General features: G+C 43.0%; 7 protein-coding genes and 3 pseudogenes. 3 read left to right on the top strand and 7 right to left on the bottom strand.

Annotated elements, in window-relative coordinates; all coding sequences use genetic code 11:
* Window positions 1-2,174 precede the first annotated feature (2,174 nt).
* Both QM460_RS09920 and QM460_RS09915 read right to left on the bottom strand, forming a co-directional pair.
* A pseudogene (locus QM460_RS09920) lies at window positions 2,175-3,431 on the bottom strand (hypothetical protein); the annotation flags it as partial.
* 81 nt (window positions 3,432-3,512) lie between these two features.
* A pseudogene (locus QM460_RS09915) lies at window positions 3,513-7,241 on the bottom strand (Rib/alpha-like domain-containing protein); the annotation flags it as partial.
* 1,138 nt (window positions 7,242-8,379) lie between these two features.
* On the opposite strand from QM460_RS09915, the gene QM460_RS09910 reads away from it, so the two are divergent.
* On the top strand, window positions 8,380-8,796 hold the full coding sequence (locus tag QM460_RS09910; protein WP_414290008.1) for a hypothetical protein: 417 nt from the start codon (window positions 8,380-8,382) through the stop codon (window positions 8,794-8,796).
* Between the two features lie 143 nt (window positions 8,797-8,939).
* On the opposite strand, the pseudogene QM460_RS09905 reads toward QM460_RS09910, so the two are convergent.
* The 5 genes and pseudogenes from QM460_RS09905 to QM460_RS09885 form a co-directional block, all read right to left on the bottom strand.
* A pseudogene (locus QM460_RS09905) lies at window positions 8,940-9,131 on the bottom strand (accessory Sec-dependent serine-rich glycoprotein adhesin); the annotation flags it as partial.
* A 588-nt stretch (window positions 9,132-9,719) separates the two neighbouring features.
* Window positions 9,720-10,292 carry a nucleotidyltransferase family protein gene (locus QM460_RS09900; RefSeq protein ID WP_414290007.1) on the bottom strand — a complete coding sequence of 191 codons (573 nt, stop codon included), beginning with the start codon at window positions 10,290-10,292 and terminating at the stop codon, window positions 9,720-9,722.
* On the bottom strand, window positions 10,273-11,271 hold the full coding sequence (ruvB, locus tag QM460_RS09895; RefSeq protein ID WP_000086807.1) for a Holliday junction branch migration DNA helicase RuvB: 999 nt from the start codon (window positions 11,269-11,271) through the stop codon (window positions 10,273-10,275). The genes QM460_RS09900 and ruvB overlap by 20 nt, the downstream gene beginning before the upstream one ends.
* A gap of 186 nt (window positions 11,272-11,457) precedes the next feature.
* On the bottom strand, window positions 11,458-13,869 hold the full coding sequence (locus tag QM460_RS09890) for a flavocytochrome c (protein WP_414290006.1): 2,412 nt from the start codon (window positions 13,867-13,869) through the stop codon (window positions 11,458-11,460).
* Between the two features lie 25 nt (window positions 13,870-13,894).
* Window positions 13,895-14,503, bottom strand: a complete 609-nt coding sequence (locus tag QM460_RS09885) for an NADPH-dependent FMN reductase (protein WP_414290005.1) — start codon at window positions 14,501-14,503, stop codon at window positions 13,895-13,897.
* Window positions 14,504-14,725: 222 nt separating this feature from the next.
* Here QM460_RS09885 and QM460_RS09880 point away from each other — a divergent pair, with 222 nt between their 5' ends.
* Both QM460_RS09880 and QM460_RS09875 read left to right on the top strand, forming a co-directional pair.
* Window positions 14,726-15,925, top strand: coding sequence for an OFA family MFS transporter (locus QM460_RS09880; RefSeq protein ID WP_414290004.1), 1,200 nt, complete (start codon window positions 14,726-14,728; stop codon window positions 15,923-15,925).
* Between the two features lie 74 nt (window positions 15,926-15,999).
* On the top strand, window positions 16,000-16,878 hold the full coding sequence (locus tag QM460_RS09875; protein WP_414290003.1) for a helix-turn-helix domain-containing protein: 879 nt from the start codon (window positions 16,000-16,002) through the stop codon (window positions 16,876-16,878).
* The last annotated feature ends 171 nt before the right edge of the window (window positions 16,879-17,049 follow it).

Genomic DNA, 17,049 nt, shown 5'->3' with positions numbered 1-17,049 from the left:
CTTGCACTTGTTGAGGCGGATGTACTTGCTGATGTGCTTGCGCTTGTTGAAGCCGATGTACTTGCTGATGTACTTGCACTTGTTGATGCCGACGTGCTAGCAGATGTACTTGCACTTGTTGATGCTGACGTACTTGCCGATGTGCTTGCACTTGTTGAGGCTGACGTGCTAGCTGATGTACTTGCTGACGTACTTGCACTTGTTGAAGCGGATGTACTTGCACTTGTTGAGGCTGACGTACTTGCTGAGGTGCTTGCACTTGTTGACGCTGACGTGCTAGCAGATGTACTTGCACTTGTTGATGCTGACGTACTTGCTGACGTGCTTGCACTTGTTGATGCTGACGTACTTGCTGAAGTGCTTGCGCTTGTTGAAGCCGACGTACTTGCTGATGTGCTTGCGCTTGTTGATGCTGACGTGCTTGCACTTGTTGATGCTGACGTGCTAGCCGATGTGCTTGCACTTGTTGATGCGGATGTACTTGCACTTGTTGATGCCGACGTGCTAGCAGATGTACTTGCACTTGTTGATGCTGACGTACTTGCTGAAGTGCTTGCGCTTGTTGAAGCCGATGTACTTGCTGAGGTGCTTGCGCTTGTTGAAGCAGATGTACTTGCTGAAGTGCTTGCGCTTGTTGAAGCAGATGTACTTGCTGATGTACTTGCACTTGTTGATACGGATGTACTTGCTGACGTGCTTGCGCTTGTTGAGGCTGACGTGCTAGCAGATGTACTTGCGCTTGTTGATGCGGATGTACTTGCTGACGTACTTGCACTTGTTGAGGCTGATGTACTTGCACTTGTTGAAGCAGACGTGCTAGCTGATGTACTTGCACTTGTTGATGCGGATGTACTTGCTGAAGTACTTGCGCTCGTTGAGGCTGACGTACTTGCTGAAGTGCTTGCACTTGTTGATGCCGATGTGCTTGCTGAAGTACTTGCTGAAGTACTTGCGCTCGTTGAGGCTGACGTACTTGCTGAAGTGCTTGCACTTGTTGATGCCGACGTGCTAGCAGATGTACTTGCACTTGTTGATGCTGACGTACTTGCTGATGTGCTTGCACTTGTTGAAGCAGATGTACTTGCTGAAGTGCTTGCGCTTGTTGAAGCAGATGTACTTGCTGATGTACTTGCACTTGTTGATGCCGACGTGCTAGCAGATGTACTTGCACTTGTTGATGCTGACGTACTAGCCGATGTACTTGCTGACGTGCTTGCACTTGTTGAAGCAGATGTGCTTGCTGATGTGCTTGCGCTCGTTGATGCTGACGTACTTGCTGATGTGCTTGCGCTCGTTGATGCCGACGTACTTGCTGATGTGCTTGCACTTGTTGAAGCCGACGTGCTTGCTGAAGTGCTAGCCGATGTGCTTGCGCTCGTTGAAGCTGACGTACTTGCTGATGTACTTGCGCTCGTTGATGCCGACGTACTTGCTGATGTGCTTGCACTTGTTGAAGCAGATGTACTTGCTGACGTGCTTGCACTTGTTGAAGCCGACGTGCTAGCCGATGTGCTTGCGCTCGTTGAGGCTGATGTACTTGCCGATGTACTTGCACTTGTTGAGGCTGACGTACTTGCTGACGTGCTTGCGCTCGTTGATGCCGACGTACTTGCTGAAGTGCTAGCCGATGTGCTTGCGCTCGTTGAGGCTGATGTACTTACTGACGTACTTGCGCTTGTTGATGCTGACGTACTTGCTGATGTGCTTGCACTTGTTGAAGCAGATGTGCTTGCTGATGTACTTGCTGATGTACTTGCGCTCGTTGAGGCTGATGTACTTGCTGACGTGCTTGCACTTGTTGAAGCAGATGTGCTTGCTGATGTACTTGCACTTGTTGAAGCCGACGTGCTTGCTGACGTGCTTGCGCTTGTTGAAGCAGACGTGCTAGCCGATGTACTTGCTGACGTGCTTGCACTTGTTGAAGCAGATGTGCTTGCTGATGTGCTTGCGCTCGTTGATGCTGACGTACTTGCTGATGTACTTGCACTTGTTGAGGCTGATGTACTTGCTGACGTACTTGCACTTGTTGAGGCTGATGTGCTTGCTGAAGTGCTAGCGCTTGTTGATGCTGACGTGCTAGCAGATGTACTTGCTGACGTACTTGCTGATGTGCTTGCACTTGTTGATGCCGATGTACTTGCTGAGGTACTTGCACTTGTTGAGGCTGACGTACTTGCTGATGTGCTTGCGCTTGTTGAGGCCGACGTACTTGCAGATGTGCTTGCTGACGTGCTTGCGCTTGTTGATGCCGACGTGCTAGCCGATGTGCTTGCACTTGTTGATGCGGATGTGCTTGCTGACGTGCTTGCACTTGTTGAGGCTGACGTGCTTGCTGAGGTGCTTGCACTTGTTGAGGCTGATGTACTTGCTGACGTGCTTGCACTTGTTGAAGCGGATGTACTTGCTGACGTGCTTGCACTTGTTGATGCGGATGTGCTTGCTGACGTGCTTGCACTTGTTGAGGCTGATGTACTTGCTGACGTGCTTGCACTTGTTGAGGCTGATGTACTTGCTGACGTACTTGCACTTGTTGAAGCCGACGTGCTAGCCGATGTACTTGCACTTGTTGAGGCTGACGTACTTGCTGAAGTGCTTGCGCTCGTTGATGCTGATGTACTTGCTGACGTACTTGCACTTGTTGAGGCTGACGTACTTGCAGATGTACTTGCAGATGTACTTGCTGAAGTGCTTGCGCTCGTTGATGCGGACGTGCTCGCTGAGGTGCTTGCACTTGTTGATGCTGACGTACTTGCTGACGTGCTTGCGCTCGTTGAAGCCGACGTACTTGCTGACGTGCTTGCACTTGTTGAGGCTGATGTACTTGCTGACGTGCTTGCACTTGTTGAAGCAGATGTACTTGCTGATGTACTTGCGCTCGTTGATGCGGACGTACTTGCTGACGTGCTTGCGCTCGTTGAAGCAGATGTACTTGCTGATGTGCTTGCGCTCGTTGAAGCAGATGTGCTTGCCGATGTGCTTGCACTTGTTGAAGCGGACGTACTTGCTGACGTGCTTGCACTTGTTGAGGCTGATGTACTTGCTGACGTGCTTGCTGATGTGCTTGCGCTTGTTGAAGCAGATGTACTTGCTGAAGTGCTTGCGCTTGTTGAAGCTGACGTGCTTGCGCTCGTTGATGCTGATGTACTTGCTGATGTGCTTGCACTTGTTGATGCTGACGTGCTTGCGCTCGTTGAAGCGGATGTACTTGCTGATGTGCTTGCGCTGGTTGAGACTGATGTACTTGCACTTGTTGATGCGGATGTACTTGCTGATGTGCTTGCGCTTGTTGAAGCTGACGTACTTGCCGATGCACTTGCACTTGTTGAATCAGATGTACTTGCGCTGGTTGAGGCAGATGCACTCGTCGAAGCTGACTCAGATGCAGATGTACTTGCACTTGTTGACGCTGACGTGCTTGCCGATTCTGACTTGTGATCCGAATCCGACAAATCAGGAGTTACTGTATTTTGTGTTCCATCTTTGTAGGTAATCGTTACAGTTCCATTGCTATCAATATCGTACGATTTAATACGGAAATCTGACTCAGGGTTGACTGTCTTCACTGCAGCAAGAATCTTCTTAAGATCATCTTGTGTCAATGAAGTTAAATTAGAAACTTGGATAGCACTACTTGGTTTAATACCTGGGAATTTTTCATTCAGTTTCCCTTGTGCAACTACTGTCGCTGGATTTCTAATCTCATTATCTGATAAATCTACAGCTCTGACATTACGAGACCATTTATTACCATCTGCATACTGTACATTTTCTCCATAAGTAGCAGTATACTCTAATACTTTCGGATTTGTTACTGAAGCTTCAGTTGGCGTATCCTTGAATCCAGGTGCATTATCATTTGTTGAGTAGCCATCTTGGAAGATTTTACTTTGGTCATTTCTTCCATCGTAAAGTTTCAGAGTTTTAATCTTACCACTATTATCTTTAGCAGTTAAGACAACTTTAACCTGGTCTCCTGCGAAGACTTCGTAACCACTAACTCCTGGACGAACATTATTCTTAATCGATTGTTTTTCCCATAGGCCAGTCTTATCGTTCTTGACATAAAGTTCAAAAGTAGCTTCTGGACTTTCAGTTTCCTTGGTAATCGTCTTCGTCGTTGTAGCTGAAGTCAAGGTTTCAGTTCCACCACCCGGTAGACTGACTGTCTTCTCTTGCTTAACAGTTACATCGCCTGTTGGAAGAAGACCGTTATTGCCATCATAAGCATCCTGCAAATCAGCGGCTTCAAAGGTTACGCTTGTTTCATTATCTTTAGCAGTCTTAGTAAATGTATGACCAGCTAATGTAAGTGTCACCACAGCTCCTGGCGTCACATTTGTTACAGTGATTGCCTTGTTCGGAAGACCACCTGTATTTGTCACTTGATTATCTGCGATCTGTGGCGCTTGTGGGTTAACTGTATAAGTGATTGGAACGCGCTGTTTGACACGTACACCAGATCCGTCTACTGGCAATTCAACTTCTACATCTTTTGTAAATCGACCAACAGTTGAAAGGTCTGGAGCCCCATCAACCCATCTGAAATTCGTATTATTTACATTATAGTCAGGGCTACCTGTCACCTTGGTGATAGAATCTCTTGGATTTGCAACCACTTGTTGGTAAGCCGCATCACTTGTCTGACCTTGAGTAAAGATATAAGAACGATTAGACTCAAACTTGTAGACATTATGAATAACGTCTACGGTCTTGCTAAGCAATTTCGCACTATCTGTCTCACCCAGACGACCTTTAGGGAACGTAAAGGTTAGTTTGAAGCGTTGTTGTCCAGCCTCTGTCGTAGTGATAGGAGCATTTGACAAGCGAGTTCCATGTTCATCTGTCCATGTTTGTTGAGAGCCACTTGGGAACCAATCATCTCCCGCTTGAAATGCATAGTTAAGCCAGTTTGAACCATCCCCATTATGAGGAGCTGTTCCTTGGATGTCATTGATCGGAGCTTTTGGCGCGATTGAGGTCATGGTACTGTAGGTAACAGTAACATCATCTGTAGAACCATCTGAGTATGTGACTGTTGCTACAGCTGTTTTATTATTTCCAGAGTTAGTTGTGTCAATTGGCGTCTTCCAAGTAACAGTAGCACCTTGCGGTAGTTGCTTGCCACCTTCAAGCTGTACAAAGTTAGCCGCATTTGACAAATCATCTGCCGTTTCACCTACATAAGTATAGACTGTTTGCACCTTAGCTACAGCAGTATATTTATCAGTCTGGCTTTTGATTACAAACTTGACATAACCATTGTCGGTAATCCCATTTTTAGCATGGTCACTATCAGATGTGTTTTTATCATCTGTTGCCATTAAATAGCGTTCAAATGGCCCTAACGGTACAGTTTTACCTAGAGTTCCTGTAAGGGTAATCCTTGCATCCGCTTGATTCGTTAAGCTAGTGATCGGATTTGAACGATTCATTCCGCTATAGCCAGCATAGTTAGTCCCACTAGCGTTATCAGCGGTTCGCTGCATTTCAAACTTCAATGAAGAAATCTTGCCAGAATCATCGGTTGCACTAAAGGTTACATTAACTTCTTCTCCGCGGTAGAGATAAATTTCCTTAGTCGTAGCATTATCATAAGGAATCACCAATTTTGGACGTTCGTTGACTGTCACTGACTGTGGAATTGGATTGCTACGGGTACCATCTTTGTAGACAATCGTTGCTGTACCGTTGTTTGTAACTTCAATATCTTTGATACGGTGAGTTGTCTGATTATTCCTAGCATAGATAGCATTCTTGACATCTGTCTTTTCACCTTCTGTCAAGTTATTCTTATCTACAACAGGTGTAAAGTCAGGATTTGTGACTGCCAAACGGTCTTTCAGTTGCCCTTGGGTAATACGAACATTACCTAGACCTGTAGGAATATTTTGATTGCCTACTAGGTCAGTAGCCGCTGCATTTCGTTGCCAAGTATTTCTTGAACTATATTGAAGGTCATCTTTAAGGTGAGCTCTAACAACGATATGAGCTGGATTAGACTCAGGGGCATCAATATTACCATTGTTTAGATAAGCGACTGTACCTGTACCATATTCATTTCCTGTGCCGCTATCTCCTTGGAAGAAGTTACTTGTTAGGGCAGGTCTAGTAAGATCAGCTTTTGAGACAATCTTAAATTCTTTGAGTTTTCCGCTATTGTCTGATGCTGTAAAGTCAACTACAAAGTCATCACCCGCATAGACGATGTGTTCATTTCCATTACCAGCAACTGGACTCGGAGTGGCTGGGATTGGTTGACCATCGCGGGTCACTGTTACGCCAACTCTTGGACGCTCTTCAACTGTATCCGTTGGTTGAAGTGTATTAGCCGTACCATCTTTATAGGTAATCGTTGCTGTACCATTGCTTGAAACATCAATCGATTTGATACGGTGAGTATCTTGAGGGTTTTGGGCAAAGATAGCATTCTTGATATCTGTTTTTTCTTGCTCTGTCAGGTTGTTCTTATCACCAACCAGTGTCTTAGCTGGTTTTGTAACAGGCAAACGGTCTTTCAGTTGCCCTTGAGTGATACGAACATTACCATGTCCTGTTGTGACATTTCGATTATTTACTTGGTCGGTAGCAACCGCATTGCGTTGCCAAGAGTTACCCGAACTATATTGCAAATCATCCTTAAGATGGGCTTTTACAACGATATGAGCTGGCTTGCTCTCAGTAGCATCGATATTGCCACTATTTAGATAAGCAACCGTACCTGTACCATACTCATCTCCTGTACCGGTATCACCTTGGAAAAAGTTGCTTGTTAGAGCAGGTCGATTCGCATCTGCTTTGGAGATAATCTTAAACTCTTTTAGTTTCCCACTATTATCATACGCTGTGAAATCAACTGTAAAGTCATCACCAGCATAGACGATATGCTCATCTCTACGGGAAGCATCTGGACTCGGAGTCGCCGGGATTGGCTGACCATCGCGTGTCACTGTAACACCAGGAACAGGAGGCACAGCTTCGTTTTCTGTGCTTGCTTGAACGACATCAACAGTGTTATCACGGTAGGTGATGGTGATTTCACCTGTTTCTGACACAGTAATGTTACCCGTCACACCATCTTTTGTGAAGTCTGAACCAGAAAGGATATTTTTGTTTGCTGTTTTGAAGTTTTCAAGAATTTGAGTTCTTTCAGTCTCGCTCAACTTAGACGGATTGTTAACTGTAACAGCGGCACCACTCACAGGATTGTTCCGTTCGTTGAAACCTCTGATGTAAACAGTCATTGTCGCTCTTGTCTCATTATTGCTTGAATCCGTCGCTCCAAACTCAAGAGTATAACTTCCCGTGGGCATAGGATTCCATCGACCATCAGATAGTTCTCGACCGATTGTACCATCTATAGTAGCAGTCCAAGACTTCGCATATCCCTTAAATTTATTGTTTTCGTCAAACACCTGAAACAAATTATTTTTCGGGAAGTGACCATTCAAACCAGTAATCACTGGAGATGGGTAAGCAATAAATCTCTTCAATTGGAAATCATCAGAGAACTTTAAAGCTACAGGTGTATTCGGTGCCGTTTCAAACTTGTCATCATTAAAGAAAGTAAGATAAGATGGCAATTCAATTTTTGGCGCTCTATCTGATGTTCTTCCTGTTGTAACACTATTAGTCATTACAGAAGTGTAGTTGCCAGGAGGGTTACTTGCTGAAAACTCCTTACTACTTGTCGCAACTTGTGCATTCAAGGTCGCCTGAGTTGAGCTATTATTGGCTGTTGCAAAAATCTCAATAGTGGCATCCAAATTTCTATTGTAACCATGACGATTCTGGAAAATATACTCATTGTTGGACTGACTTTGCAAGTCCATTTTCACACCATTTAGATAGGCTGCTGTGATTGTCGTATTCGGGTCAACCCTAGCAATCAAACCTGCATAGGTGAGAGCACTCTGGGCATTCATAAAGATCGTCCATTTAACTTCACGACTAGTAGGCGCAAAAGTTCCAGATACTATACTAGCTGTTGTTTGTTCATTCTGAGTTCGGGGCGAGAATCCTCTGAGACCGTCCCCTGTTGGCATCGCCTGTCCATTACGGCTATCACGTTGACCTGAATTTGCACGTAAAACAGCATTGGCGATAGAGTTACGAGCTGAAGTTGCTCTTTGCACCACTGCAGTCAAATCACCAGTTGGATCTGCAAGTGCTTTTTCAATCTCTACTACAGCAGCATTCACCTTAGTGATGGCTGAATCGGTATTTGGTAGACCAGCAACCTTAGCCAGATATTCACCCATCTCGGCAGAAAGAGCAGCTAGTTTCTTACGGTCTTCTGCTTGCTTTTTAGCGCTGACTTCTGCTGTCGTTGTCGCAGCAAGAGTCGCTGTTGTGGTTGCTGTCAGACTCGCATTTTGACTTGTGAAGTTTTCTGCAGTTGACAGAGCACTAGAAAGACTAGGGTTAACCTTAATATCGCTAGCCTTGACTGTAGCTCCGGATGCTCCGTCATTACTGATAGCATCTTCGCTAGGAGCCGTCTGTGAACCTTCTACATGCGAAGACTCAGAGAGGGAACTGCTTGCAACAGTCGAAGAACTAGCCGATGTTGAGGTAGAATCACTCAATGAAGCCGAAGTACTAGCAGAAGTTGAAGATGACACACTAGCACTAGTACTAGCTGAGGTTGAGGCACTTACGGACTCTGATGCACTTGTTGAGGCCGAAATCGAGGCGCTTGTTGAAGCAGAGATTGAGAGACTCTCACTGACAGAGGTAGATGTTGAAACAGAAGTTTGTTGCTCATCATCTTTATTGACCGTTCCCAAAACGACCTGATCAGAATTGACTAGGTTGTCGGTTCCATCAACCACCTTCTCTACAGCAACCTGTTCATTGGCATGGACTTGAGTGTGAGTGGCAATACCACCACCTACCACAGCCCCTGCGGCAGCTATCCCCTTGAGGATATCTAGTCCAGTGATAGAGTTAGATACATGATCATCTACAACTTCAGTTGTTATCTGGGCTGTATCAATACCACCACGAAGAACTTTAAACAAGCCAAACAGAGACGTTGAGGCACGCAACCAATGTTTTCCCGATTTAATCAACTTATATCGGGTAACACGATCAGTTTCTCTATACCGTCCTTCTTGACGTCTAAAAAACATGTTTTTTTCTCCTTGAGATCTTTTTTTATAAAAAATAAAATTATCAAAATGTTTTTCAAGATAAACTAGCCTTATATTGGAAAATCAGATCATCCCCAACATATAAATTAGTGTTAAAGTTTAAACTATTCTGATATAGATTATTCTCTAAAACACTTTATTATATCACATTTTATTTCTTATTGTCCAAATATTTGAGTAGATATCTATATTAATACAAACCATCATACATTTTGTAGAGTTCGTGTGTATTTAAAGTTTGCTTTTTGTACAATAATCATTTATCCTCCTTTTTAAAATCACAAATCGTACAGTTGATACTCTTCGAAAATCAAATTCAAACCACGTCAGCTTCACCTTGCCGTACTCAAGTACAGCCTGCGGCTAGCTTCCTAGTTTGCTCTTTGATTTTCATTGAGTATGAGAATGCCACACGGAGATATAGAGAATTATCAATCCATCAAAAAAAGCCGCCTGATTGGGCGACTTAATTTTTATAGGGAGATTATTATGAAAAAGTTTTAGGAGTTAAAGTTAAGGTCTTCTTAACTTATGAGATGAGTATACAACTCCTAACTTAAAGTTTCCTTAAGTTATTTTAAATATGAGATTTTTCCATTTTTCTTGCCAGTTTTTCTTAGATAAACGCTTTTGATAGAGCTTCATCCGGTCTTCATTTTCTAAGAAATGAGGGGTCGGAGCAACCTGAAAGTTCAAAATATCTTCCAAACTATAAGGGGCAAAGAGCTCCAAAGTTGCATCAAAATGCAAGCGAAGACCTATCGCCGTACAACGTTCAGGATATTTACTCATGGCATCACAGGAATTCACATAGGGAGGCGTATGGGGACTATGCTGATGCATATAGACTTGATTCTTCAGCTCCCATTGATACTGGGGAAAATCCTCTCTCAACTTACTTTCTATAGCCAGCGTTTCTTCGTAACTCACGTCTGGGTCAAAGAAAATCACATCCACATCCGTATCACGATCAAAAGCTGACTTTTCTGATAAGAGATTCCAGATAAAATTTCGAACCGAACCAGCTGCTAACCAGGAATCTTTCAACTCCAAATCACGGATGATAGTCAGAATAGCCATCATGTCAGGATTTTCTCTGAAAGAGTCTAAAATTTCAGCCTTATTTTTCAATGTATTCATACCCCAAATGCTCATAAGCCTTGGCCGTCGCCACCCGTCCTGAACGAGTTCGCATGATAAAGCCTTTCTGGATCAGGTAAGGTTCATACATATCCTCTACCGTCTCACGCTCTTCCGCAATATTAACCGAAAGAGTTCCTAAACCAACAGGTCCACCACCGTACATCTCAATCATGGTGCGAAGGATTTTCTGGTCCACATAGTCCAAACCTTCATGGTCTACATCCAGCATAGTCAAGGCCTTGTCCGTAATTACATCATCAATCAAGCCATCGCCCATAATCTGGGCAAAGTCGCGCACGCGCTTGAGGAGACGATTGGCGATACGAGGAGTTCCACGACTACGGAGGGCCAACTCAGCAGCAGCTTCATGTGTAATTTCCATCTCAAAGATATCTGCCGTCCGCTCGACAATCTCTGTCAAATCATCATGGGCATAATACTCCATGTGACCAGTAATCCCAAAACGTGCACGAAGAGGATTTGAAAGCATACCAGCCCGAGTCGTCGCACCAATCAAGGTAAAAGGTGGTAATTCTAGATGGACACTGCGACTACCTTCCCCCGCACCAATCATGATGTCGATGTAGAAGTCTTCCATAGCACTGTAAAGCACCTCTTCCACCGACATAGGCAAGCGATGAATCTCATCAATAAAAAGAACATCTCCTGGCTCCAAGTCATTTAAAATCGCAACCAGATCACCGGCTTTTTCGATAACGGGACCAGACGTTTGTTTGAGATTGACTCCCAGTTCATTGGCAATGACAAAAGCCATGGTTGTTTTCCCGAGACCTGGAGGGCCAAATAAAAGAACATGATCCAGCGCCTCATCACGCATTTTTGCTGCCTCGATAAAGATTTGAAGCTGATCCTTGACCTTGTCTTGTCCGATATATTCACGTAAATATTGGGGACGGAGGGTACGCTCTACCAACTCCTCATCACCCATGATTTCATTATCTAAAATTCTACTCATGCTCCTATTATAGCAAAAATCCAGCCTACAAACAAAAAAGCCACCGAATTTGGTGGCTTCATTAGGGAGATTATTATGAAAAAGAAAAGTTTAGGATTTCTATTAAATAAAGTTAGGAGGTCTTTATTTAATAACTACATGATATAAGAGAAGGCTTAAAGTTAGCTTAAGATTTTAAATCCATTATTAACAATTTTCTTGAACAGCTGTTTGACCTGCAATACGTCCAAAAGTAAAGATATCCGTAAGTGAATTTCCTCCTAGACGGTTACCTGCATGAAGTCCTCCTGCGACTTCTCCAGCAGCATACAAACCAGGAATAATCTGACCTTGTTCATTCAAAACGTGTGTTGAAGTATCAATCTTGAGTCCACCCATTGTATGGTGAACAGCAGGTTTTCTTGGTGTTGCGTAGAATGGTGCAACCTCACACTTGAGATCGAAACTACCCTTATTAAATTCAGGGTCAAATCCTGCATCAACATAAGAATTGTACTTCTTGATTGTATCTGCTAACACCTGTGGATCCATGCCAATCTGAACCGCCAACTCTTCTATCGTATCTGCACGGTAGAGAGTGCCTGCTTTAACTTGGGCATCGATTTTTTCTTGGCTAGTGTTGTAGGCTGTTGCCTTGATGCGGTCATCTGCAATCAAGTAGAACAAGCCACCATTATCAATCGCTGCTTGAGATAGCTTGTCTCTGCTACCGTACTCATCTACAAACCGCTTACCTTCAGTATTTACCATGATGAAGTTAGCTGGAGGAACTTGAAGTCCTGAGAAAAGGGCTCCTGTCACTGGATCGGATACTGGCATCATTTGACTAAAGCCCATACCCACTAGATCTGCACCTACACTTTGACCTAAGAGGATTCCATCTCCTGTTACAGCTGGTGTATTAGAGGTGGCAATATCATCTGCGATTTCGGTCCAGTAAGTATTGTATTTTTGTAGCATCTTGGTATTAGCACCAAATCCTCCAGAAGCTAGAACAACGGCATCTGCATGAACGATGATGGTTTGACCGTTTCGGCCTTCTGCTCTGACACCTTTGACAACCCCATCTTCTACAAGCAATTCTTTGACTGGAGAGTCCGTCAATATCTTGCCTCCATTTTCTAGAACATATTTTTGTAGAACTGAGATAAAGGCATAACCCATTGGTTGAACCGGCTTATGGCCACGGCGCCAAAGGGCTCCAACTGGCATTGTTACTTCACTACGAACAAATTCAACACCGATGTCTTCCAACCAGCGAACAGACTCTAGGGCACGTTCAGTCAATACAGAAACCAAATCATATTGGCCATGAATTTCATGTCCTTGTAAATCTTTTCGTTTTCCACCGATATAAGTTTGGATACGGTAAAGTAAGGTAGAATCAAACAAATAGCTTGGATCTTGCAAATACTTCTCAACCTCAACCTTCAAGGCTCTAAAGTCCTCTAAATATTCTGGGTCAATCGTTGATTCATCTGTCGCAATCAATTCTTGAAGCGTATGTGCCTCACCTGGATGAGCTGCGAAGGTTCCTTGCCATGCTGGATCTGGCGCATTCATTGGGCCACCCGCACGAACAGTATTTCCTCCAATTGCTGGGAACTTCTCAACAACAATCGGCTTCTTACCAGCTTGCAAGACTGCAGCTGCCGCAGCTAAACCAGCACCTCCACCTCCGACGATGACAACGTCTGCCTGATAGGTTTTATCTTCTTTATCTAGGGCAGATGGTGCTTTTGAACGTTTGCGTAAAACATCCGGATTTGCACCAGCTTGTTTAACCGCACGCGCAACTCCGTCCAAGACACCATTTGAAGTCACAGAAGCTCCTGATACCGCATCAACATTTAAGGTTTGCCCCTCAATGATTTCTGCTGGAATACGGGTGAAGACGACATCTGCAATCCCTGAAGATTCTCCAGAAGAATCGATTTCAATTTTTTCAATACGATCTTCAGAAACTGTAACGTCCATCGGTAATTTACCATTATGACCTTCAGTTGTAACATGGTAAGTTCCTGGTTCAAATCGAATTTCTTCAGGAAGATTTAGTTGGTTTGCAACAGATACAAAGCGAAGGAAACGATAGAAACAGCTATCTAAGAAATCAACAGTTCGCTCATCTATCAGATCTCCATTTGCATCAAATGCTCGATGAGCTCGACCAAGTAAAAATTCACTTCCTGGCATAACTGTTGCATTTACTCCAGGTGCATCAAGAATCTGACGAAGATGAAGTTGGGCACGTGAAGAGCCTTGAACATCATAGGAAGCTCCGACAATCATGGTTGGCTTCCCATCTAGTGGATGAATGTTAAAAGACAACCATTCGAGCAAACTATTTAAACTTGATGGGATTGTATGATTGTGTTCAGGTGTAGAGATGATGACACCATCAGCTTCTAAAATCGCCTCGTTAAACTTCTGAATAACAGGTGTATCTGTTTGATCATCTGTTTCATTGAACATCGGTACATCGGTAATTTCTAAAATCTCAATGTCGGCTTTTGACGCAAAATGTCTTTTCATAAATTGCAACAAACTACGGTTATAGGATTGTTTGGCATTGGTACCAACAATAGCTACTAATTTCATGGATTGTTCTCCTTTCTTGAAATACTTATGCTTTCAACCATTCTTCCCAGATGAAAGATTTCTTACGATTTGTATCTTCTGGTTTGACCAAAGCCTTTGTTAGTTCAACAAAATTTTGGAACTCTGCAAAATGTTCTTCCAACTCTGCAACTTTTTCAGGATTGTTCAAATTATAGTCATCGTCCAACACTTGTTCAGAATGGCCTAGGAAAAATTCTGTCCCTGGCATGACTCTTGCTTTTAATTCAGGCGCATCAAGAATCTGACGCAAGTGCGCTTGGGCTCTAGATGTTCCAAGTAATCCAAGAGAAGCTCCGACTATCATCGTTGGTTTGTTAATCAAAGCGCGACTGGTATAGGCAATCCATTCCAAGGCTGAAGCCAAGGGTGCTGGTATAGTGTGGTCGTACTCAGGTGTTGAGATAATCACACCATCTGCAGCAAGGATTTTTTCTGAAAAAGCTTGAACTTCGGCAGGCGCTAGCTTGTCCTCAGGCTCGTTAAATGCTGGCAATTGTTTGATCTCCAATACTTCAATGTCGGCTTTATCTGAAAAATGCTTTTGCATAAATTTCAAGAGTTTCCGATTGGTTGAGCGGTCAGAATTTGTTCCAACGATAGCAACTAATTTCATCTTGCTACCCCCTTTATTTGTTTGATTTAATATCATTATACAACTTTAGGCCATCATGTAAATCGATAATCCTAAAACATTGTGTTATTCTATCAGTTTATCTTAGTTTAGTATAAGTTAGTGAAAAAATTAACAATATTTTCCAAGAAAGTATTGACCCTCATTTTTAACTATGTTATAGTCTTTGTGAAAATATGTATTAAGTTAAAGGAGGGTCTTTTTATGAAAGAGACATTCAATCGTTGGCAAGTTTTAGCTGCATCAACTGCTATTCTTCTCTGTACAGGTGCTGTCTATTCTTTTTCCGTTTTCGCTGGACCTCTAAGTTCTTCAACAGGTTGGTCTATGTCCGAAATCATGCTTGCATTTGCCATCAACTCAGCTATCGGACCTATTCCTATGATTCTCGGAGGGTATCTGGTAGATAAGGGATATGTAAAATGGACAATCGCCCTTGGTGCCCTTCTATTTGCTAGTGGCTTTTTCCTAACTGGTTATGCAAGCTCACCAGCTATGCTCTATTTGACCTATGGTTTGATGGCAGGTCTTGGTCAAGGATTTGCTTATTCAGGAGCCCTCTCAAACTCTCTTCGTCTCTTCCCTGATAAACGTGGTTTAGCTTCTGGGATTCTAACAGGAGGTATGGGATTTGCTGCAGTTATCGCGTCACCAGTTGCAAGTAGTCTCATTCAAAAACAAGATGCCTTCTTTGCTTTTCGAACAATTGGACTTGTCTATATTGTTGTTATTATCTGTGCCATTTTCTTCATCAAGGCGGCACCAAGTGGCTACCAACCAGCAGGTTGGAAAGCTCCTGTACAAACTAAACAAGGACCTGCCAATAAAAACTGGAAAGAAATGCTACAAAGTCCTTTATTCTACATCATTATCAGCATGTTCTTTGTCGGTGCTTTTTCTGGCTTGATGATCGCCTCTCAAGCATCCCCAATTGGTCAATCAATGTTTGGACTATCTGCTGGTACAGCAGCTCTCTATGTCTCTCTTTATTCAATCGCAAACTCTAGTGGCCGCTTTATCTGGGGTTCACTCTCTGATAAAATCGGTCGTTCAAAAACATTATTGATTATCTATTCTGTCATTGTATTGGCACTCTTCTCCTTAACAATCATCCCTGGTCAATTTGGCTTTACTCTAGGAATCATCGGCCTTGGTATCTGCTTCGGCGGTGTTATGGGTGTCTTCCCATCTATTGTCATGGAGAACTACGGACCTGCTAATCAGGGAGTCAACTACGGTATCGTCTTCACAGGTTATTCTTTAGCTGCATTTTTTGCACCTAAAGTTGCGGTTCAAATGGCAGCAGCTAACAATGGAAATTATAGTGCCGCATTCTACGTTGCTATCGCTCTCGCAGTTGTGGGGCTTCTCCTTAACTTCCTTTATATGAAGAAAAAAGGCTAAAAAAGAGAACTTCCTATGTAAGGAAGTTTTTTTGGTATAATAAAACTAGAAATAGCTTATCGGGAGGTTTTATCATGGCTCAGCAGTCAAGACTTTTACGAGATAATCCATCTGATTTTCACTATGATTTTGAAAAACAAATCTTATCTAAGCAATCTTCTAATACCATTTATCATTGGCATCCTGAACTCGAAATTGTCTATGTCAAAAAAGGAACTGCTACCTTCTATATCAACTCTGAGCGCTTTGAAAGTCATGAAGGTGATATTTTTCTAATTCAGCCAACTTCTCCTCACGCTATCTACCCTATTGAAAATCAAGAACAAATTTCAACAGTTTTTCGTATTCATTTAGATTTCTTAGGTAGAAGTCAAATTGACAGCTTTAGCCAACGCTATATTCAACCTATATACTCTGGGCATTTTTATCTCACTCCTCGGATTTCGCCAGATGATCATGCTTATGAACCGATTCGCGATTGTCTTTTATCTCTTTTTTCTATCCTTGAAGAGCAGAGTATTTATTATGATCTCCTTTTAAAGGCAAAACTCTATGAATTTCTCTATCTTCTCTTTAAGTACAGGTATGTCAATCGACACTATACAGATGATACCTATCAAAAATATCAGAAATTAAAAGAAATGATTAGCTATCTTGAGCAACACTATGCGGAGCCCATTCAAATTGACCAGCTTGCTGCTACATTTGGATACAGCAAAAATCACTTTATGAATATTTTCAAACAACACACTGGGACAAGTTGTATGGAGTATCTCATACGATTGCGCCTGGAGAAAGCTTGCGAAAAACTCATCCAGACCAACCAAAGTGTTCAAGAAATAGCAAGCCAGGTCGGCTTTACTAACCTCTCAAATTTTAATCGACAATTCAAACAACACTTCCAGTTAACTCCCAGACAGTATCGAAATCAACAACTCAAAAAAGAATCTTAGCCATTTCTCTCCTTAGTGACTCACTAGGGAGACTTTTCTTTATCAAAATCATAACCACCCGTCAAACGGGTGGTTTGTACCAGGGCTATAAGCCCAAATTACCAGCCAGCGCCTAAAGACGCTGGCTTTCACGTTGTTCAAGCCTTATTGCTCTTGACTCGTCACTTGCCT

The organism is Streptococcus infantis, assembly GCF_047464415.1.
In the GTDB taxonomy this organism is placed as follows: domain Bacteria; phylum Bacillota; class Bacilli; order Lactobacillales; family Streptococcaceae; genus Streptococcus; species Streptococcus infantis_AE.
Note: the sequence above shows the minus strand (reverse complement) of the source record. Positions and strands in the feature narration are given on the sequence as shown.